The organism is Croceicoccus sp. (assembly GCF_983967925.1).
On the sequence record NZ_CFETID010000039.1, the window covers coordinates 1 to 19,657 of the forward strand.

Consider the following 19,657-nt stretch of genomic DNA (forward strand, 5'->3'; position numbering starts at 1 on the left):
TCATCGCCATCAACAAGGACGAGGACGCACCCATCTTCCAGGTCGCCGACATCGGGCTCGTCGCGGATCTCTACAAGGCCGTGCCGGAGCTGATCGAGAAAGTTTGAATCGCGTTCAGAGACTTGTTGGAGTTAAGTGTGAAGCAAGCAGACGTCATCATCGTGGGCGCAGGTCATGGCGGAGCCGCCGCCGCTCTCGCTCTTAGGCAGGCCGGTTTTGAGGGTTCGATCGCCATGATCGGCCGCGAGAAGGAGCCCCCTTACGAACGTCCGCCCTTGTCCAAGGAATATCTGGCGCGCGAGAAGGAGTTCGAGCGGCTCTATATCCGTCCGCCGCAGTTCTGGGGCGAGAAGGACATCGATCTGATCCTGGGCACCAGCGTGAGCGAGATCGACGCCCACGCCAAGACCGTGAAGCTGAGCAATGGCGAGGACATGGGCTATTCCCATTTGATCTGGGCAGCGGGCGGCGACGCGCGGCGGCTGTCCTGTTCGGGCGCGGAGCTGGCGGGTGTTCACTCGGTGCGAACCCGCGCAGATGTGGACCGGATGATGGCGGAGATCGACGCGGGCGCGAAGCGCTGCGTGGTGATCGGCGGCGGCTATATTGGGCTGGAAGCGGCAGCCGTGCTGCGCAAGCTGGAAATCGAGGTCGTGCTGGTCGAAATGCTCGACCGCGTGCTGGCGCGCGTTGCGGGTGAGTCCTTGTCGCGCTTCTACGAAAAGGAGCACCGCGACCACGGCGTGAACATCATGCTGGAAACCGGCGTCGACTGCATTCTGGGCGACGGCGAGAAAGTCACCGGTGTCCGCCTGTCCGACGGCAGCGAGATCGAGGCCGACATGGTGATCGTGGGCATCGGCATCGTGCCCTGCATCGGCCCGCTGATCGTGGCGGGCGCGACCGGCGCGAATGGCGTGGACGTCGACGAATATTGCCGCACCTCGCTGGACGATGTCTATGCCATTGGCGACTGCGCGGCCCATGCCAATGATTATGCCGATGGCGCGGTGATCCGGCTGGAATCGGTGCAGAACGCGAACGACATGGCCAAGACAGCGGCCATGGCAATCTGCGGTGACAAGCAGCCCTACAAGGCAACGCCCTGGTTCTGGTCGAACCAGTATGATCTGAAGCTGCAGACGGTGGGGCTTTCGATGGGCTTCGACCAGATCGTCGTGCGCGGCGAGCCCGAGAGCCGCAGCTTTTCCATCGTCTATCTGCGCGACGGCAAGGTCGTGGCGCTCGACTGCGTGAACAAGGTCAAGGATTACGTGCAGGGCAAGAAGCTGGTCGAACGCCATGCGGTGATCGATCCCACGCTACTGGGCGACAATGATGTGGCGCTCAAGGAAATGGGCGAGGGCGCCGCACAGGGCGGCGTTAGAGCAGTGTAGTGAGCCAGCCTCCAATCAGTTGAGGTCGAACCAGTCGTTCAGATCGGCCCAGTGGCTGCGTCGCGAACCGGCGAAATTCTGGCAGTGCGCCGCATTGTCCACGATTTGCAGGTCGGTTGAAGCCGCTGTCTTGAAATAGGCGGTCTCTCGCGAGGGATCGGGGCTGGTGTCGATCGCGCTTTGTACCACGAGCACAGGTACGGTAATCGCCGCAGCCTCTTCGTGTACGACGCCAGGCGTAAGCGCGGCGCGGCCCAGCGTTGCGGGTGTGGAAGAAGCGTGCGCTTCATCCGCCTCCACCAGCGCATGCGGTACATCCGGCCAGTAAAACAGCTTGCGCATGGGTTCACGCGGCGTGGCGAGGTAGCCGCTGGGAATAAGGCCAGCACGAAGCTTTCCCGTGTCGGTATCGCCCAGCACCATCGGTTCATTGGCCCAGCCCAGAACGGCAACCCGGTCGAAAACGGGATGCATGGCGGCCTGCGATATGATCATCATGCCGCCCATCGAATGGCCCATGCCAGTTACGCTGATGTCTGGCCCCAGCTCATCCACGACCAAGGCCAGCGCAGCGGCATGGGCATTCGCGATAATCGCGCGGCTCAGCTTGCTTTCGGGTTCCGGTTTCGTGCTGTCACCCATGCCCAGCATATCGATGGCCAGCACAGCCTTGCCGCGATCGGTGAACCAGCGCGCGAAGCTATAGCTTTCGTCGGCGAACGGCGGGTTCCAGTAGATCCGCGAATAGCCTCCGCCATGAATGGCGAAAATCAGGTGCTTGCCGCTTTTGGCCCAGTTGTCGGGCAGATGCAGGCTGGCCGCGATCTCTGTCTTCTCGCCAATCGCCGCCGCGCTGGAAACGTCCAGCATCATGTCCTTCGATTTCATCGCAGACCCTCCTTGTCGGTGATCTTCGCCGCACGGTTCATAGAAGCACCTGCCGTGAGAGAGGTTCAATCTCATATCGAACCGAGAGACTTGACGAGAAAACGGAAGAGAGGTGTTGGGCATGAGTGCAGACGGTCTGTCGTGGGAAAAGCTAGTCGATGAATTGCGACCGCTGGGCGATGCGATGCGGACGCGCGTGCCGGAACGGCTGCGCAGCGATCCGCAAACCATGGCGGAATCGATGCGCCTGTTGCTGGCGGGCCTTGCGCGGGCGAGTTCAGATGCGCTTGTCGGTGATCGCCGCCATCCGATATTCGTGCCCGAACTGAACATTGCGCAGAACATCTTCCAGCCCAATGCCGACACGATCTACAAATCGGCGATCATCGAGAAGGGCGGCAGCTATCTGTTGCGGGGCGATCGCGGTACGGTGCGAATGATCATCCTTGCCCAGATGGGCCCCGACACGCTGCGGACCGGTCAGCACAGCCCGCTGTTGGGGCAGACCGATTTCGACGATCTGACCGTCGGCGAAGACGGATCGTTCGAACTTGTCATCTCGCCGGAGCGTCCTGCCGGTTACACTGGGAACTGGGCCGCGCTGGACCCGCAATGCGAAAAGATCATGGTGCGTATCGTGTCATGCGACTGGGGCGCTGAGCGAGAGCCCCGGTTCGGAATTGCGCGGCTTGACGTCGATGATGCCAAGGGCCGCCCAAGCGCTGACGACTTGCACGCCGCTTTCGATGAAATGCCCTTCATCACCCGCGTCTGTGCATTGGCTTTCCCAATCCATGTCGAGGAATTGCGTGACGAGGGATATCTCAACAAGCTCAAGATTTTCGATGTCTCGCAAATGTCCGGACTCAAGGGGCAATTCTATTACGAGGGCGCCTATGAGCTGGCCGACGACGAGGCACTCATTAGCGAAGTTCGTGTCCCGCAAAGCTACCGCTATTGGTCGATCATCCTGACCAACGAACTGTACGAGACGACCGACTGGTACAACAATCAGGCAAGCCTGAACGACGTGCAGGGCGTGGTCGATCCCGATGGTGTGTTCCGCACGGTGATTTCTTCGCGGGATCCCGGCGTGCACAACTGGCTCGATACGTCGGGTTATCCCGCAGGGGCCATTCAGGGACGGTGGTTCGAGGCCAGCGAAAAGCCGATGCCTACCATAAGAAAGGTCAAGATAGACGATGTCCTGTCGCATCTGCCCGAAGCAACAAGGCGCGTGAGTCCGCAGGAACGCAGCGAAGCATTGCGCGACCGCCGACTCGCAGCGCAGATGCGCATCATCTGGTGATTCCAGAGAATTGACGGAGAATGACAATGGCTTCCGCCCCGACTCGTGAAATCCCGGCGCATGTTCCTGCCGACAAGGTGGTCACGCTCGACTTCTTCAAGCGTGAGAATGTCGATGTTTGCCCGCAGGAAGTCATGCTGCCCGAGATCCAGCGGACGCTTCCGCCTGTTACCTGGTGTACGAATATCTTCCCCGGCGATCAGGGCGGATGGCTGCTGACAAAGGTGGAGGACATGCACGAAGTCCTTCGCGACGCGGACAATTATACCAAGAATGGCATGGGCAAGTTCGCCCAGTCGATCGGCGAAGACTGGCTGGTCATCCCCACGGAGACCGACCCGCCCGAGCATGGTGAGTATCGCAAGGCGTTGAACCCGTTCTTTGCGCCCCAGAAGATCGCACGGATGCGCGACGAACTTCACGAGCGTGCGGTCGCCTTGATCGACAATTTCAAGGACAATGGACATTGCGAATTCGTCGAGGAGTTCTCGGCGAAATTCCCCATTTTCATCGTCCTCGACCTGCTTGGTTTGCCGCAGGACAGAATGCCCGAATTCCTGGAGTGGGAGAAAAACATCTTCCATACCAACGACTTCGAACTGCGGACACGCGCGGTCCAGAAGGTCGTCGATTATTTGAACGAGGTGATTGCCGAGCGTCGGGCCAACCCGGGTGATGACTACATCAGCGGCATTTTCGATTATGAGATCAATGGCCGCAAATGGAACGACAAGGAAGTTTTCGGCCACTGCTTCAACCTTTTCATCGGCGGGCTCGACACCGTGACGTCGCTGATGGGAAACATCTTCACCTTTCTGGCAAGATATCCCGATAAGCAGCAGGAATTACGTGATAATCCCAAACAGATCGTTCTGGCGGTCGAGGAATTCCTGCGCGCATTCGCCCCGGTCAGCGTGTTTCGTATCGCAGCCAAGGAGGTCGAAATCCGGGGGCAGAAAATCATGCCCGGCGATTACGTGGGTATCTCGACCGCGGTCGCCGGGTATGATCCGGAATATTACGAGAATCCGCAGGAAGTGCGGTTCGACCGCAAGGCGCCGCATATCTCGCTGGGTTTCGGCATCCACAAATGCCTCGGCATGCATCTTGCCCGCATGGAGTTGCAGACCGCGCTTGAACACTGGTTGAAACTGGTGCCGCCCTTCCGCGTCGCTGATGGGTTCGACATCAAATATCATGCCGGCAACATCACCCATGTGCCGAAACTGGAACTGGTCTGGGAGGTCTAGTCAGACTTTGGACGCGGGCTGAATCCTCATTCCCCATGCATGTCTACATGGAACCGCGACAGGCGAAGCGAAGCGATCTTCCATTCGCCGTCCACCCGCCGGTAGACTTCGTGGTACTGGCCATAACCGGTAATCGATTGCACGCCTTCGATAGGCGACTGGCCCGGCTGCCAGACGACCCGGTCCTGCATTGCCCATTTCACATGGGCGGTGTCCCCGCCGGCTAGGTCGATCTCCGGCGAATGAACCTGGTGGCTGGTGGCGGCGTGATCGACGGCAAAGCGGACTTGCGCAACGATGGCATCCACACCGAACACGGGGTCCCGCCCGGTGTCCTCGTGAACGTCCATCATCGCGTCGGCTGTGAACAGCGCCGCAAATGCCGGCCAGTCCTTGGTATCGAGAAATCGGCAATAGCGTGCTTTCACACTCTTGATCGCTTCAAAAGCGACAAGCCGGGCCAAGGGTTCTGATATGGTGTCCATGAAAATCTCCCAATGCTGCACCCTGTCACCGGATTGAATACGGTCTGCCTGCCTTTGGAGAGGTTGTCCCTCGACATTGTCAGTGAAAGCTGACCGCAAATTCTGATTGGAGAGTGAAAATGACGGAACCAGGTGCGCGGGCCCTGTTCGATAAGTTCGGAACCTATATCCTCCCCGGACGCGTCGACGATCCTCGTCGCGGTATCGAGGAGGCCCAAGAGGCAGAGCGGATTGGCCTTGGCGCCATCTGGATTTCCGAACGCTTCGCTCTGAAGGAACCGGCCGTCCTTGCGGGCGCCGTGGCGGAAGCGACGGACAAGATCCGGATCAACGGCACTTTCTATGCAACGATGCGGCATCCGCTGGTCACGGCCAGCATCGCCAACATGATGCAGGCGATGAGCGACAACCGCTTTGGCATCATGTTCGCCCGGGCCGTGCCGGCCTATATGAAGATGATGGGCGCGCCCGCGATCACGATGGAGCGGCTTGCCGATTATATCTCCATCTATCGACGCTTGTGGGATGGCGAGACGGTCTCCTACGAAGGGATCCTCGGCAAATTCCCCACGCTCAAGCTTACGGACCTGCATGAAGGGCCAAAGCCGCCGATCATCTTTACCGCGATGGGCCCGAAAAGCCTTGCCTTTGCGGGCGAGCATTGTGACGGCGTGCTGCTGCATCCGTTCGTTTCGCCGACCGGTGTGGCGAACAGCACAAAGATCGTGCGCGATGCCGCCGAAAAGGCCGGCCGCGATCCCATGTCCGTGCGCATCTACCATAATATCATCGTGGCCCCCGACCTGCCGAAGGACGAGGAGGACGCGGTGGTGCGCGGGCGCGCCATCACCTATTTCGAATTGCCTGGATTTGGCGATCTGATCGTCGAGATCAACGAATGGGACAAGGCGGTGCTCGACAAGGTGCGTGCCCATCCCAAGATCGCGTCCCTGAACGGAAAGCCTGCCGATCAGGCCTATACACGGCAGGAACTGGTCGATGTCGGCCAATTGTTGCCGCAGCAATGGATCGACGAGGGTGCCGCCGTCGGCACTGCGTCGCGCTGCGCCGACCAGTTGATGCAATATCTGGATGCCGGGGCGGACGAGATTCTTTTGCATGGCGCTGCGCCGAAAGACATGGGCCCCCTGGCCAGTGAGCTGAAGCGCGCTCTTGCCGGGAAAGGCCTGTGATGACGCCGTCGCAAGTTCGGGAACGGTTGCGTGGCTGGCTTGAGGCCAATGTCGATGGCTGGCGCAACGTGCGGATCGAACCGCTGGAAGTAACCACCGGATCGGGTTTCTCCGCCCAGATCTTCTTTGTCGATGTCGAATACACCAGTCCGAACGGGCCGCAATCGAAGACTCTGGTGGTTCGCCGTCAGCCCCAAGATCACGAGGTTGTGTTCGGCTCCAGTCTGGAGTTGCAGGGGCAGATGATCGCGGCCCTCGACGCATTGGGGTCGATCCCGGTTCCGGAATGGATCGGGATGGAACTCGACCCTGCGGTGCTGGAAATGCCCTTTATCGTCATGGGAAGGGTGGACGGCCACGCAGCAACCCAGAATCCCAACTATAACAAGGCGGGCTGGCTCTGCGAGATGTCGCCCGACCAGCGCGCCGCGACATGGCGCAATGCGGTCGAAGCCTATGCCGGAATGGCAGCGATCGACTGGCAGGAAGATGGCTTCGGCTTCATGGCCCGTCCCGATTGGGGTGCGCCGGGGCTGGACCAGTATCTCGGCTATATCGAGGCGTGGTACACCGCGTGCCGCAAGAATCGCGATATGCCCTATGTCGATGCCGCCATCGACTATATCCGCAAGCATCAGCCGACGGATACGCCCGTGAACGTGCTGTGGGGTGACAGCACGCCATCGAACGTGATGTTTGCGCAGGACGGCCGCGTCAACGCCTTGATCGACTGGGAGCTTGCAGCGCTTGGGCCCGCGGAGCTGGACCTTGCGTGGTGGCTGTATTTCGACGATCTGTTCAGCCGCCGCTTTGGTGTCGAACGGCTGGAAGGGCTTCCCACGCGGGATGAAACCGTGGCGATCTGGGAAGCGACCACCGGACGCAAGGCGCTCCATTTAAAATATTACGATGTCGTGGTGGCCCTGCGCATGGCGCTGGTCGTGGTGGGGGCGTTCGACAGGCAGGTCGCGATGGACAATATCCCGTCAACGAACAAATCGTTGAATGCGAACTTCATGACACTGTATCTCGCAGAGCGCCTGGGGATGGACCTGCCGGAACTTGGACCGGATTTCTATGCCTTCATGAGCAATATGACCCCCGTCGACCAGAAACAGGAAACCTAGCGGCGCGGCGAAGGTCGTGTACGATCCGGGAGAGGTCAAGATCCGCGCAAGCTGAAAACCCGAACGGGATCGATGAAGTATTGCCGGTGTCTTCTGGGGAGAGAATGATGGCGAAAACGCCGCGCGAGATCGTAGACGAGGGCAGGCTGAGCGGCTGGCAGATCGCCGCGCTGGGCATGACGATATTGCTGAACGCGCTCGACGGCTTCGATGTCATGTCGATCAGCTTTGCGGCGCCGGGTATTGCTGAGGAGTGGCAGGTTCCGCAGGATGTGCTGGGTTGGGTTCTGTCGATGGAACTTATCGGCATGGCGGTGGGATCGATCCTGCTTGGCGGCATGGCCGACAGATTCGGACGGCGTCCCACGATATTAGGCTGTCTGACGGTGATGGGGGCGGGCATGCTTCTGGTCCCCACCGCAACGGGCGTCGCGCGATTGTCGCTGTGGCGCCTGCTGACCGGTCTGGGCATCGGCGGCATGCTGGCTGCCCTGAATGCCACGGTCGCCGAATTTTCCAACGCTCGCTATCGCAGCCTTGTCCTGCCGCTGATGGTGACAGGCTATCCGCTGGGTGCATTCCTTGGCGGGATGATGGCGGCAAATGTTCTTGATGCCAGTGACTGGCGCGGCGTTTTCTATCTGGGGGCAGGGCTGACCATCGCGGCCATACCGCTGACTTTCTTCCTGATCCCGGAAACACCCGACTGGCTGGTCGATTGCCGCCCCGTCAATGCCCTGCAACGGATCAACGCGACCCTTCGGCGCTTTCGCCTGCCCGAAGCGATCGAACTGCCCGAACCGTCCGCTGACCCAAGAAGGTCGTCGATAGCCGATATTCTAAGGCCGCCGTTACTGTCGCGCACCTTGCTGCTGACACTCGCCTATCTGACCCATGTCACGGCCTATTATTATTTCGTGAAATGGATACCCAAGCTGGTGGTAGACATGGGTTTCGATGCCAGTGCGGGTGGCGGCGTGCTGACCAAGGCCATGCTGGGCGGCGCGATCGGCGGCGGTCTGCTGGGCTTGGTTGCGCTCAGGATCGGGATCAAGAAGGCCACGGTGATCGCCCTTACCGGCGCCTTTGTCATGCTCAACATATTCGGACAAGCGCCCGAGGATATCGCCATGCTGGGCTGGATCGCGGGCGTTACCGCGTTTTTTTCGAACGCCGCGGCGGTCGGGTTCTATGCCTTGCTGGCGATGGCCTTTCCGCCGCATGTGCGGGCAACCGGCACCGGGTTCGGAATCGGCTTTGGCAGGGCGGGGGCGGCCATGGGGCCAGCCCTTGCCGGGATATTGTTCGCCCGCGGTCTCGATGTCGGGGCGGTATCGCTGATCATCTCGATCGGTTCGGCGGTATCGATCGGTGCGATTCTGCTGGTGCGTCTTACCGCCGAACCGCGTGTGACGACAGATCGCCACGGCGCGTAGTCATCCCATGCCGTAAATGACGGATCGCGTCACGCAGCGGCGTGGACGACCCGCGCGAACCCGTTGTCGATCACGCGTTCCTGCGTTCCGTTGCGGAACGCGCGGAAATGCAGTGTGTCGCCATCCTGCCAGATATGGGTGTGGATGTCGTCGCCCGGATATACCGGCGCGGTGAAGCGAACGTTCATTTCGCGCAGGCTTGCCGCCACGCCGCCGCAGGCGCCATGGATTAGCGCGCGCGCGACGATTCCCATCGTGCCCAGCCCGTGCAGGATGGGCCGGTCGAAACCAACCGACGCCGCTGTTTCCGGATCGATATGCAGCGGATTTCTGTCTCCCGAAAGGCGATAGATCGCCGCTTGGGCAAGGCAGGTGGGCAGCACGACCTCAAGGTCGGGATCACGGTCGGGTATCGGGAATTGCGGCTCCGCAGGCAGACTGCGCTCTCCGCCAAAGCCCCCGGCACCCTGAATGAACCAAATCTCGGACGTTTCGGCGACAAGAAGCCCGCTCAGCGTGCGAACCTCCTTCTTTGCCCGGATCAGTGCGGGCTTGCCCGGTCCCTTGTCGGCGATATCCGTCACCTTGGTGGAGCCGATCAGCGTGCCAGCGGTTTCGAGGGGTGCATGAATCTTGAGGCGCTGTTCCCCGTGCAGGATCGAGAGCCAGTCCAGCCCGGTGGCCGGGTCCATTGCCCAGAAGCCGGGGGTGCCGAGTACCAGAGCCATTGTCGGTAAAACCTGCAGACCGCGCTCGAATATCAGGCTCGTCTCGTCAATTTCGCTTGTCAGACCAGCTCCCACACCCAGAGCGTAAATGATCGCGTCGCGCGGATCATAGTCGTCATGCGTTTGCGGGATGGAATAGGAGAGCAGCTTTTCGGTATCGAGCGGGGCGGTCATTCGGTTAGGGCCTCTTCAATATAGCAATGCTGTCGCGGCGTAACCGACCTTGCGGATCTAGGCTTGGTCACGAGCCTGGTGTCAGGTGAAATCGGTATTGGCGATACGACGGTCTTCGGTTGAGAAATTGGCCTATCTGCCAAATGCGGACGGCTTCCCCTTTCGGACGATAGGGCTGAGCCCGGTTGCGAGCTTCGGCCGCGGGGGGAAAAAGTTTGGATCATACGTCAGCGCGCCCTATCGAAGGGCAGGGGTCGTGCATGGCCTCGGGATTAGGGCCGGAGGCAACCAAAACCTGACGGTATTGCGCGCTGGCCATGCGCCGATCATCATACCTAGGAATACGAGGGACCCCATGCCGCACGGACCGTTAGCCGGTATTCGGATAGTCGAAATGGACGCGATCGGACCTGTGCCGCTGTGCGGTATGATCCTCTCGGGCCTCGGCGCCGAAGTTGTGCGCGTCACCCGGCCGGGCGGGCATTCGGCGTGGGGCGATATCGGTGATGCGGTGGTCTTGCGCGGCCGAACGCAGGTACAGCTGGACCTGAAGGCCGCTGAGGGAAAGCAGGCGCTTCTTGATCTCGCCGCTCATGCCGATGCCCTTATCGAAGGCGCGCGTCCCGGCGTGATGGAGCGCTTGGGGCTTGGGCCAGACAATTGCCTCGCGCGCAATCCGCGTCTTGTCTTCGGACGCATGACGGGTTGGGGGCAGGAAGGCAGCCTTAGCAAGGCCGCGGGCCATGACATCAACTATATCGCGATGACAGGCGCCTTGCATGCCATCGGGAAAAAGGGTGAACCGCCGACAGTGCCGCTCAACCTTGTGGGCGATTATGCCGGGGGCACGATGTTCCTGGCGCTGGGGATTGTTTCCGCAGTCCTGTCCGCGCGCCAGACCGGTCGGGGCCAGGTCGTCGATGCCGCCATGGTCGATGGAGTCGCGAACCTGCTGGGTCTGTATCACGCCTTCGTTGCCAACGGGCTTTGGCAGGACGAACCTGAATGCAACCTCTTCGACGGGGGTGCGCCGTTCTATCAATGCTACCTGTGCAATTGTGGCGGATCCGTCGCGGTCGGCGCGTTGGAGCCGCAATTCTTCGCTGCGCTGCTGGACGGGCTGAATGTGCCGCAGGACCGGTATGACCAGAACGACCGGTCGCAGTGGCCCGCCATGCACGCAGAGTTCGAGCGTATCTTCGCATCGGCATCGCGCGACGATTGGGAACAGCGATTCGCGGGCACCGACGCCTGCGTTTCAGCGGTCCTTTCCATTGCAGAAGCAACCCGGCACCCGGTCAACGCGGAACGCAGCGTGTTCATCGATCATAATGGCGTGATGCAAGCCGCACCCGCGCCTCGCTTCTCGGCGACGCCCGGGCAGGTGACTCCCAACCGGTCGGCCACCGTCGAAGACATCGTCGGTGCTTGGTCTAAAGCCGGATGACGCGCTTTCCCGCGTTCTCGCCGCGGTAGAGCCCGGCAAGGGCATCGGGGCACATCTCAAGGCCGTCCAGCATCTCTTCACTGTAGCGCAGCTTTCCTTCCCGCACCCATTGCGCCAGCGTCGCGACGGATTCTTCCCAGCGGTCGAAATGGTCGAACACGACAAACCCCTGCATTCGGGCGCGCTTCACAAGGAGGTGCCGCTCCACGCGCGGTCCGGACGGCCACGGGTCCCAGCGATCTATGGCGGCGGTACCGCAATTGACCACACGCGCATGCATGGCCAGTTGCGGCAAGACCGCATCGCTGACCGCACCCGACGTATTGTCGAAATATATATCGACGCCATCCGGACACGCCTTTACCAGCGCCTCGTCCAGTCCTTCGGCCTTATAGTCGATTGCCGCATCGAAGCCGAAATATTCGACGCACCGGTGTACCTTGGTGGGTCCACCTGCAATGCCAACGGTGCGGCACCCCAGCATGCTGCCGATCTGTCCCACGGCTGAACCTACGGACCCGCCCGCTGTCGACACGACCAGCGTATCGCCCGCTTTCGGTTCTCCCACCATCGTCAGGGCAAGCAGGGCCGTGACGCCGTTGATGCCCAGCACGCCAAGCGCCAACGAAGGGGACAGGTCGGGCTGTGAAACCTCGCACACGATTGCATCGGGCCCGACTGTTGCGATTTCCTGCCAGCCGAACCAGCCGAGGACGATCTGGCCCTCGCGCCAGTCAGGATGGCGACTTTCCGTGATTTCGCCCACCGCCAGCGAACGCATTACACCGCCAATCGGTACGGGATCCGAATAATTGCCAGCGTCTGCTATCCAGCCACGCATCGCAGGGTCAACCGACAAGAAGCGATTGGCGATACGAAGTTCACCTTCGCCCAAAGGCGGAACCGCAATCCGATCGATCGCAAAATTGGCGGCCTGCGCTATGCCAGCCGGTCTCGATACGAGTGTGACCCTGCGGTTCATTTCGACATTTTGCGTCCCCATGCACCAACGAAAGCCCGTGTTTTGAATGGAGATATCCTATCGCAGGGTAGGTGATGAGATAGCCTGCGGCCCGGATGGGGGTCACCAAAAGAACGGACAAAGGTTCGTTCACGGTCGACTTCGGGAGAATCGCTCCAATGCGTGATGTATTTATCTATGACCACGTTCGGACACCGCGCGGGCGCGGTCGGGCGGATGGCTCACTTCATGAAATTCCCGCCATCGAACTGGTTACCCAGTTGCTGCAGGAAATCCGCGATCGCAATGGCCTTAATACCGCCCTGCTGGACGATGTGGTGATCGGCTGCGCGCAGCCCGTGGGCGAGCAGGGCGGCGTGCTCGCCCGCGGCGCGGTGGTGAACGCGGGCTATGCCCACAGCGTTGGCGGCCAGCAATTGCACCGCTTTTGCGCGTCCGGGCTTGAGGCCGTGAACAATGTCGCTGCGCAGGTCGCTAGCGGCATGGCCAGCGCAGGCATCGGTGGCGGCGTCGAAAGCATGAGCCGTGTAATCATGGGTTATGACAGCGGTGCATGGGTCGCGGATCCCGCCGTCGCGCTGCAAAACTACTATGCCCCGCAAGGCCTTGGCGCAGACATGATCGCTACCCTCGAAGGTTACAGCCGCGAAGATGTCGACAGCTATGCGGTGGAAAGCCAGCGCCGCGCCGCTAAGTCATGGGACGAAGGCAACTTCGACCACTCGATCGTGCCTGTAAAGGACGTGATGGGCGAAGTCGTACTGGATAATGACGAATATCGGCGGCCGGCGACGACCATGGAATCGCTCGCGGGGCTGAAGGCTGCCTTCCCGCCCTTTGCCAAGATGGGCTTCGGCCGCGTCGCCAAGGAACGCTATCCCGAGATCGAGGAAATCAACCACGTCCATACCGGGGGCAATTCCAGCGGTATCGTCGATGGTTCGGGCATCGTCATGCTGGGCAATGCCGAGTTCGGTAAGGCCGCCGGCCTCAAGCCGCGTGCCCGCATCAAGGGCTGGGCCTCGATCGGTTCGGACCCGACAATCATGCTGACCGCGCCTGCCGATGTCGCGCGCAAGGCGTTGAAGAACGTGGGCATGGAAAAGGGCGATATCGACCTCTACGAATTGAACGAGGCGTTCGCGAGCGTTGTCTTGCGCTTCATGGATCATCTGGACGTCGATCACGCGATCACCAATGTGGCAGGCGGCGCGATTGCCCTTGGCCATCCGCTTGGCGCGACGGGAGCCATGATCCTGGGGACCGTGCTCGACGAGCTGGAACGCCGCGACCTCAATACCGCCATGACCCTGCTGTGCGCCGGTAACGGCCTCGGCACCGCCACCATTATCGAACGGGTGTGACCCGATGAGTGAAAGCGCAAAGAGCAAAACCATGCGACACATCAAGCTGGACAAGGGCGCCGACGGCGTCGCCATTCTCACACTCGACAATGCCGATGAGAGCATGAACGTCGTTTCGGCCGAATGGCTCGAAGACATGAATGCCGCAATTGCAGAGCTGCGCGACGACGAGAGTGTTACCGGCGTCATCATCGTATCGGGCAAGAAGGCCTTCATGGCGGGCGCCGACCTAAAGCTGATGGTCGCGGGTTATGAAACCATGACGCCCAAGGATGCCTTTGCGTTCAGCCAGAAGGCAACGGCAATGCACCGCGCGCTGGAAACGATGGGCAAGCCGGTCGCCTGTGCCATGAACGGCCTTGCGCTTGGCGGAGGGTTCGAACTGGCACTGGCATGCCACCACCGTGTGCTGTCGGACGATCCGCGTGCCGTCGTGGGGCTGCCAGAAGTCAATCTGGGTCTTTTGCCGGGATCGGGCGGCACGCAGCGCCTGCCGCGCCTGATTGGTCGCAAGAAGGGGCTCGACCTGCTTCTTTCCGGCCGTTCGGTCGCGCCGAAGGAAGCGCTGGAACTGGGCCTCGTCGACGAAATCGCACCTATCGACCAGCTGGTCGACAAGGCGCGCCAGTGGCTGGCCACCAATCCGCCCGCAGAGCGGATATGGGACGTCAAGGGTTACGCCATTCCCGAAATGCGCGGCATGATCGTGCCCGAAGTCGCGATGGATTATTCGATCGGCGTCGCACAGGTCGCAGGCAAGCATGGCTATAATTACCCGGCGCCCGCCGCGATCCTGTCATGCGTGTTCGAAGGCTTGCAATTGCCGATGGACAAGGCGCTTTCGGTGGAAGGCAAATATTTCGCCAAGCTGCTGACCGATCCGGTCGCGCGCAACATCATCCGCACGACCTTCATTTCCAAGCAGGCTGCCGAAAAGGGCGCGCGCCGCCCCGAAGGCGTGCCGAAGTCGGAAGTGAAGAAACTGGGCGTACTGGGCGCGGGCATGATGGGCGCAGGCATCGCGCTTGTCGCAGCAAAGGCGGGGATCGACGTGGTGTTGATCGACCGTGATACGGCCACCGCCGCAAAGGGCAAAGGCTATAGCGAGAAAGTCTTCGGCAAGGCTGTCGAGCGCGGCAAGATGCCGCAGGACAAGGCCGATTCCGCACTTGCGCATATCACCCCGACCGACGATTTCGCGCTGCTCGACGGATGCGATCTTGTGGTCGAGGCGGTGTTCGAGGATATGGGCATCAAGGCCGAAACCACGCAAAAGGCCGAAGCCGTCCTGCCCGAGAGCGCGGTCTTTGCGACCAATACCTCCACCCTGCCGATTTCGGAGCTTGCCAAGGCTTCCAAGCGGCCGGACCAATATATCGGCCTGCATTTCTTTTCGCCTGTCGATCGCATGGGACTGGTCGAAGTCATCATGGGCGAGCAGACGTCGGACGAGACGCTGGCCAAGTCGCTGGATTTCATCGCCCAGATCCGCAAGACCCCGATCGTCGTCAATGACGCGCAGGGTTTCTACACCAGTCGTGTCTTTCGCATGTTCATCTTCGAAGGCGCTGCGATGCTGGAAGACGGCGTGGAGCCCGCAAGGATCGAGAATGCCGCGAAGGCTGCCGGTTTCCCGATCGGCCCGCTCGCCCTGCTGGACGAGGTGACGATCGACCTGCCGGTCAAGATCCTCAAGGATGCGGAAGGCAAGGACGGGAACCTCTATACGATCGAGCGTGGCGGCAAGGTGCTCGACCGGATGCTCGAACTCGGTCGCGGCAGCCGCAAGGCCGGTGCCGGCTTCTACGAATATGCCGAGGATGGCAGCAAACATCTGTGGGAAGGTCTGGGCACGGAATTCCCGGTGTCCGACGATCAGCCTGATCAGGAGGAACTGAAGAAGCGCTTCCTCTACTCGCAGGCCAATGAAACCGCGCAATGCCTTGAGGAAGGCGTGCTCGAAACCGCGCAGGATGCGGATCTGGGTGCGATATTGGGCTGGGGCTTCCCGCTTTGGACCGGCGGCACGCTCAGCTATATCGACACCATCGGGATCGCAGAATTCGCAAAGGAAGCCAGCAAGCTGGCGGGCAATTACGGCGCCCGATTCGCGCCATCGAAATGGTTGCAGGACCGGGCGGCTGCAGGCACCCCCTTCTACCCACCGATCAAGGCAGGTTGAGCAGCGATGCAGCGTACGATCTTCGAACCCGAGCACGAGCAGTTTCGCGACAGCGTTCGCAAGTTCATGCAAACGGAAGTCGGACCCAATGCAGACCGCTGGCGCGAGGCCGGCATCGTCGACCGCGAAGTCTATCTCAAGGCTGGCGAGCAGGGCTTGCTATGCGTGTTCGCGGACGAGAAATACGGCGGTGCGGGGATCGAGGATCTGCGCTTCGACCAGATCATAATCGAAGAAAACATGCGCTACGGCGACATCGGGTTCTATATCAACCTGCACAACGATCTGGTCGCGCCCTACATCCATAAGCTCTGCAACGACGAACAGCGGGACCGGTTCATGCCCGGAATCGTGTCGGGCGAGACGATCCTGGCGGTAGCCATGACCGAACCTTCGACCGGCAGCGATCTTGCGGGCATGAAGACCCGTGCGGTCGAGAGCGGCGATCACTGGGTATTGAACGGGGCCAAGACCTATATTTCCAACGGCATCCTCGGCGATCTGATCGTCGTGGCGGCGCGCACCGATCCTGACAAGCCGCACGGCATTAGCCTGTTCCTTGTCGAACGGGGGATGGAAGGGTTCGAACGGGGCCGCAAACTCGACAAGATGGGGCTGAAGTCGCAGGATACGGCAGAGCTGTTCTTCAACGATGTGAAGGTGCCCAAGGCAAACCTGATCGGCGAGGCCGGGCAGGGTTTCAAATATCTTGCCCGGATGCTGGCGCAGGAACGACTGATCGCGGCCATCGGCTTCATGGCGACCGCGCAGACGGCGTTTGATCTTACGCTCGAATATGTGAAGGAACGGCGCGCGTTCGGGAAGCCCATCGGGGCGTTCCAGAATACGCGGTTCAAGATGGCCCAGATGCGTGCCGAACTCGACATGGCGCAGACGTATGTCGACCAATGCGTCATGTTGCTCAATGACAAGAAGCTGACCGCAGAAGATGCCTCGGCCGCGAAGCTTCTGACGAGCGAGCTGGAAGGGCGGGTCATGGACAGCTGCGTGCAATTGCATGGCGGCGCCGGGTACATGGAAGAATATCGCATCAGCCGCATGTACACCGATGCCCGCATCAGCCGCATTTTCGCGGGCACGAGCGAGATTATGCTGGAAATCATCGGTCGAGGTATCGGCTTGGACGAACGTAAGATGAACTGACGCGGGCCTCCCGGGGGCAATGGCAGGGGGTGTAAATCTAGTTCCTGTCCAAATGGTTACACGCGTCAATGGAGAGGGCAAGTGATTGCAACCATCGCTGAGATCGTCGAGGAAGCGCGCAACGGTCGCATGTTCATTCTTGTCGATGACGAGGATCGGGAAAACGAGGGCGACCTTATCATTCCCGCTCAGATGGCGACGCCTTCCGCCATCAATTTCATGGCCACGCACGGTCGGGGCCTGATCTGCCTCGCACTTACCAGCCAACGGGTCGAACATCTTGGCATCGATCTAATGAGCAGCCAGAACCGTACGCGGCATGAAACCGCTTTCACCGTTTCGATCGAGGCGCGCGAGGGTGTGACAACGGGCATTTCGGCCGCCGACCGCGCTCGCACAATAGCCGTTGCAGTCGATAGCGGGAAAGGTGCAGCGGACATCGTAACTCCGGGTCATGTTTTCCCATTGATCGCGCGCGAGGGCGGGGTCCTTGTGCGGGCTGGCCATACAGAGGCCTCGGTCGATATCTCCCGGCTCGCGGGGCTCAATGCCTCTGCTGTCATATGCGAAATCATGAACGATGACGGCACGATGAGCCGGTTGGACGACCTTGTCGGCTTTGCCGAAAAGCACGAACTCAAGATCGGAACGATCCGTGACCTAATCGCTTATCGCCGCGAACATGATCACTTAATCGAGCGGCGCACCGAGCGGGTGTTTTCGAGCCAGTGGGGTGGAGACTGGCGAGCTATTTGCTTTTACAACAAGGCGACCAGGGAAGAAACGCTGGCCCTTGTTAAAGGCGAAATCGACCCATCGATACCAACTCTTGTCCGGATGCAGTTGTTGTCCATCTTTCCGGATGTATTTGCTGAGACCGGACCGCGTGAATCGCTTGTGCGACGGTCAATGGAAGCCATTGCAAGACATGGAAACGGTGTATTGGTCCTGATCAATCGGCCCGTCCCCGATTTCGTCAGCCGCGCCATGCGTATTGCTGGCGCGGAGAATACGGAGCGAACGGCGGGCGTAAACACCGAGCAGCGCGATTACGGCAATGGCGCGCAGATCCTTGCCGAGCTAGGCGTCAGGGACATGATCCTCATGACCAACAACAGCCGTTCGCTGGTGGCACTTGAAGGCTATGGCCTGTCAATCGTGGGGGAACAAAAGATCGATAGCGATTGATGGAGCATCTACCGCACTTGCGCATCTCTGCGCGCCTACCCCGAAAATAGATCTCCATCGCGAGAGGATACCGCCCTTTGCCATGTTATGAATTCCAGGGCGTTCGGCCGGTTGTTGACGCCGCGACCTATATCCATCCCCTGGCATCGCTGATCGGCGATGTGATCGTAGGGCCCGGTTGCTATATCGGACCCGGTGCAAGCCTACGGGCCGATTTTGGGCGGATCGTCGTCGAGCGAGATGCCAGCATACAGGATAATGCCACGATCCACGTGTCCACCCAACAGGACACCGTGATAAAACGCGGTGCCACGATCGCCCATGGCGCCGTCGTTCATGGCTGCGAAGTTGGTGAGAACTGTCTCGTCGGGATCAACTCGGTCGTTCTCGATGCAGCAATTCTTGGCCCCGAATGCCTGCTTGCGGCGATGTCGCTCGTTCCTAATGGCATGGAAGCACCCCAGCGCAGCGTCCTTATGGGTGTTCCAGCTCGCATTGTCCGAACCTTGTCCGGCGAGGAAATTTCATGGCGCAACGATGGTGACGGGGACTACCAGCTTCTTACGCGCGAAGCACTGATCAGTCTCCGCGAGACCGAGCTGCTGCGTCAGGTCGAATCTAACCGGAAACGCACCCGGATAAAAGCTAGCGCCGTGACGCTGTCAGGCCGGTCGCTTGACTAGCACTACTTTGGCAAAAGTGTAATTGGATTGGCACGCAGGGAGCATCCGCAATGGGGGCATTGCGTTTGCGGCAGCCGTGACAGGTGGTCAAGGATCGCTCGGCGTACCGCTGGCGGGCTGGGTCGCGGCGGCGGCCCGAGAAGTCTTTTTTCGTCCCGCCTGAGCGACCCGGCGGCTTTGCAGGAAGGCATAGGCCATCATCGTCAACAAGGCGTGACGTTGGAGCCTTGTCCACAATCGGCCCTCAAAGTGGTCAAGGCCGAGTTCCTTGAGTTGCTGATGGGCCTGTTCGCATATCCAGCGCACCTTGATCGCGCCGGCCAGAATCTTGATTGAGGTATCGGCAGGCAGGTTCGATAGATAGAATTGGCGTTCACCATTCGAACGATGCTCGCCTAACAGCCAGGCTTCCTCGCCCGGCATATGCTGGGCTGCGGCGGAACCGATCCGCTGAGGCGCACCATCGGCAGTCCGGACACGCAAGGCGGCGAAGCGCGCAGTCAGGCGCCCCTTCGCGTCTTCGAGCATGGCGTATGCGGCCCAGAATTTGACATCGGGGAAATGCCGGCTAGCCGGGCGGCCACGGCCTGCTACAGCAAAGGCAAGCGTAAGCGCTGTTTTCAGCCCACGTCGGCCCAGGGCATGAGTTCGCCGACGCGG

The 19,657-nt window shown here is 60.6% G+C and carries 16 protein-coding genes and 2 pseudogenes; 13 read left to right on the plus strand and 5 right to left on the minus strand.

Annotation, left to right across the window (positions count from 1 at the left end; translation table 11 throughout):
• A pseudogene (locus tag AC4FIJ_RS15200) lies at window positions 1–107 on the plus strand (electron transfer flavoprotein subunit alpha/FixB family protein); the annotation flags it as partial.
• Between the two features lie 30 nt (window positions 108–137).
• Window positions 138–1,397 (plus strand): NAD(P)/FAD-dependent oxidoreductase, encoded by a 1,260-nt coding sequence (locus AC4FIJ_RS15205; protein ID WP_490337499.1) that lies wholly within the window; start codon window positions 138–140, stop codon window positions 1,395–1,397.
• Window positions 1,398–1,412: 15 nt separating this feature from the next.
• Here AC4FIJ_RS15205 and AC4FIJ_RS15210 read toward each other — a convergent pair whose 3' ends face one another.
• The gene (locus AC4FIJ_RS15210) at window positions 1,413–2,285 is read right to left on the minus strand and encodes an alpha/beta fold hydrolase (protein WP_066849661.1); all 873 of its coding nucleotides are present in this window, start codon (window positions 2,283–2,285) and stop codon (window positions 1,413–1,415) included.
• A 121-nt stretch (window positions 2,286–2,406) separates the two neighbouring features.
• On the opposite strand from AC4FIJ_RS15210, the gene AC4FIJ_RS15215 reads away from it, so the two are divergent.
• Window positions 2,407–3,594 (plus strand): DUF1214 domain-containing protein, encoded by a 1,188-nt coding sequence (locus AC4FIJ_RS15215; RefSeq protein WP_490337500.1) that lies wholly within the window; start codon window positions 2,407–2,409, stop codon window positions 3,592–3,594.
• A gap of 26 nt (window positions 3,595–3,620) precedes the next feature.
• On the plus strand, window positions 3,621–4,844 hold the full coding sequence (locus tag AC4FIJ_RS15220) for a cytochrome P450 (RefSeq protein ID WP_490337501.1): 1,224 nt from the start codon (window positions 3,621–3,623) through the stop codon (window positions 4,842–4,844).
• Window positions 4,845–4,870: 26 nt separating this feature from the next.
• Here AC4FIJ_RS15220 and AC4FIJ_RS15225 read toward each other — a convergent pair whose 3' ends face one another.
• Entirely contained in the window at window positions 4,871–5,329 is a 459-nt protein-coding gene (locus tag AC4FIJ_RS15225; RefSeq protein WP_490337502.1) for a nuclear transport factor 2 family protein, read from the minus strand.
• Window positions 5,330–5,448: 119 nt separating this feature from the next.
• Between AC4FIJ_RS15225 and AC4FIJ_RS15230 the strand changes: the two genes are divergently transcribed.
• The 3 genes from AC4FIJ_RS15230 to AC4FIJ_RS15240 all read left to right on the plus strand — a co-directional run bounded on the left by AC4FIJ_RS15230 (window position 5,449) and on the right by AC4FIJ_RS15240 (window position 9,085).
• Window positions 5,449–6,522 carry a TIGR03857 family LLM class F420-dependent oxidoreductase gene (locus AC4FIJ_RS15230; RefSeq protein ID WP_239806458.1) on the plus strand — a complete coding sequence of 358 codons (1,074 nt, stop codon included), beginning with the start codon at window positions 5,449–5,451 and terminating at the stop codon, window positions 6,520–6,522.
• Window positions 6,522–7,649 (plus strand): phosphotransferase family protein, encoded by a 1,128-nt coding sequence (locus tag AC4FIJ_RS15235; protein ID WP_490337503.1) that lies wholly within the window; start codon window positions 6,522–6,524, stop codon window positions 7,647–7,649. Before AC4FIJ_RS15230 ends, AC4FIJ_RS15235 begins: the two co-directional genes overlap by 1 nt.
• Before the next feature lie 107 nt (window positions 7,650–7,756).
• Window positions 7,757–9,085 (plus strand): MFS transporter, encoded by a 1,329-nt coding sequence (locus AC4FIJ_RS15240; RefSeq protein WP_490337504.1) that lies wholly within the window; start codon window positions 7,757–7,759, stop codon window positions 9,083–9,085.
• A gap of 29 nt (window positions 9,086–9,114) precedes the next feature.
• Here AC4FIJ_RS15240 and AC4FIJ_RS15245 read toward each other — a convergent pair whose 3' ends face one another.
• Window positions 9,115–9,987, minus strand: coding sequence for a MaoC/PaaZ C-terminal domain-containing protein (locus AC4FIJ_RS15245; RefSeq protein WP_490337505.1), 873 nt, complete (start codon window positions 9,985–9,987; stop codon window positions 9,115–9,117).
• Between the two features lie 127 nt (window positions 9,988–10,114).
• Here AC4FIJ_RS15245 and AC4FIJ_RS15250 point away from each other — a divergent pair, with 127 nt between their 5' ends.
• Window positions 10,115–11,434, plus strand: coding sequence for a CaiB/BaiF CoA transferase family protein (locus AC4FIJ_RS15250; RefSeq protein ID WP_490337506.1), 1,320 nt, complete (start codon window positions 10,115–10,117; stop codon window positions 11,432–11,434).
• Here AC4FIJ_RS15250 and AC4FIJ_RS15255 read toward each other — a convergent pair.
• Window positions 11,421–12,437 carry an NADP-dependent oxidoreductase gene (locus tag AC4FIJ_RS15255; protein ID WP_066849690.1) on the minus strand — a complete coding sequence of 339 codons (1,017 nt, stop codon included), beginning with the start codon at window positions 12,435–12,437 and terminating at the stop codon, window positions 11,421–11,423. The two genes, AC4FIJ_RS15250 and AC4FIJ_RS15255, sit on opposite strands and share 14 nt — an antisense overlap.
• Window positions 12,438–12,574: 137 nt before the next feature.
• Here AC4FIJ_RS15255 and AC4FIJ_RS15260 point away from each other — a divergent pair, with 137 nt between their 5' ends.
• The 5 genes from AC4FIJ_RS15260 (at window position 12,575) to AC4FIJ_RS15280 (ending at window position 18,997) form a co-directional block, all read left to right on the plus strand.
• Window positions 12,575–13,780, plus strand: coding sequence for an acetyl-CoA C-acetyltransferase (locus AC4FIJ_RS15260; RefSeq protein ID WP_230291454.1), 1,206 nt, complete (start codon window positions 12,575–12,577; stop codon window positions 13,778–13,780).
• Between the two features lie 31 nt (window positions 13,781–13,811).
• A complete protein-coding gene (locus tag AC4FIJ_RS15265) occupies window positions 13,812–15,962 on the plus strand; it encodes a 3-hydroxyacyl-CoA dehydrogenase NAD-binding domain-containing protein (RefSeq protein ID WP_490337507.1) in 2,151 nt (716 codons plus the stop codon).
• Between the two features lie 6 nt (window positions 15,963–15,968).
• Window positions 15,969–17,126 (plus strand): acyl-CoA dehydrogenase family protein, encoded by a 1,158-nt coding sequence (locus AC4FIJ_RS15270; protein WP_490337508.1) that lies wholly within the window; start codon window positions 15,969–15,971, stop codon window positions 17,124–17,126.
• An 81-nt stretch (window positions 17,127–17,207) separates the two neighbouring features.
• The gene (ribB, locus tag AC4FIJ_RS15275; protein WP_490337509.1) at window positions 17,208–18,314 is read left to right on the plus strand and encodes a 3,4-dihydroxy-2-butanone-4-phosphate synthase; all 1,107 of its coding nucleotides are present in this window, start codon (window positions 17,208–17,210) and stop codon (window positions 18,312–18,314) included.
• Between the two features lie 77 nt (window positions 18,315–18,391).
• Entirely contained in the window at window positions 18,392–18,997 is a 606-nt protein-coding gene (locus AC4FIJ_RS15280; RefSeq protein ID WP_066849701.1) for a gamma carbonic anhydrase family protein, read from the plus strand.
• 87 nt (window positions 18,998–19,084) lie between these two features.
• On the opposite strand, the pseudogene AC4FIJ_RS15285 reads toward AC4FIJ_RS15280, so the two are convergent.
• Window positions 19,085–19,657, minus strand: a pseudogene (locus tag AC4FIJ_RS15285) (IS701 family transposase); the annotation flags it as partial.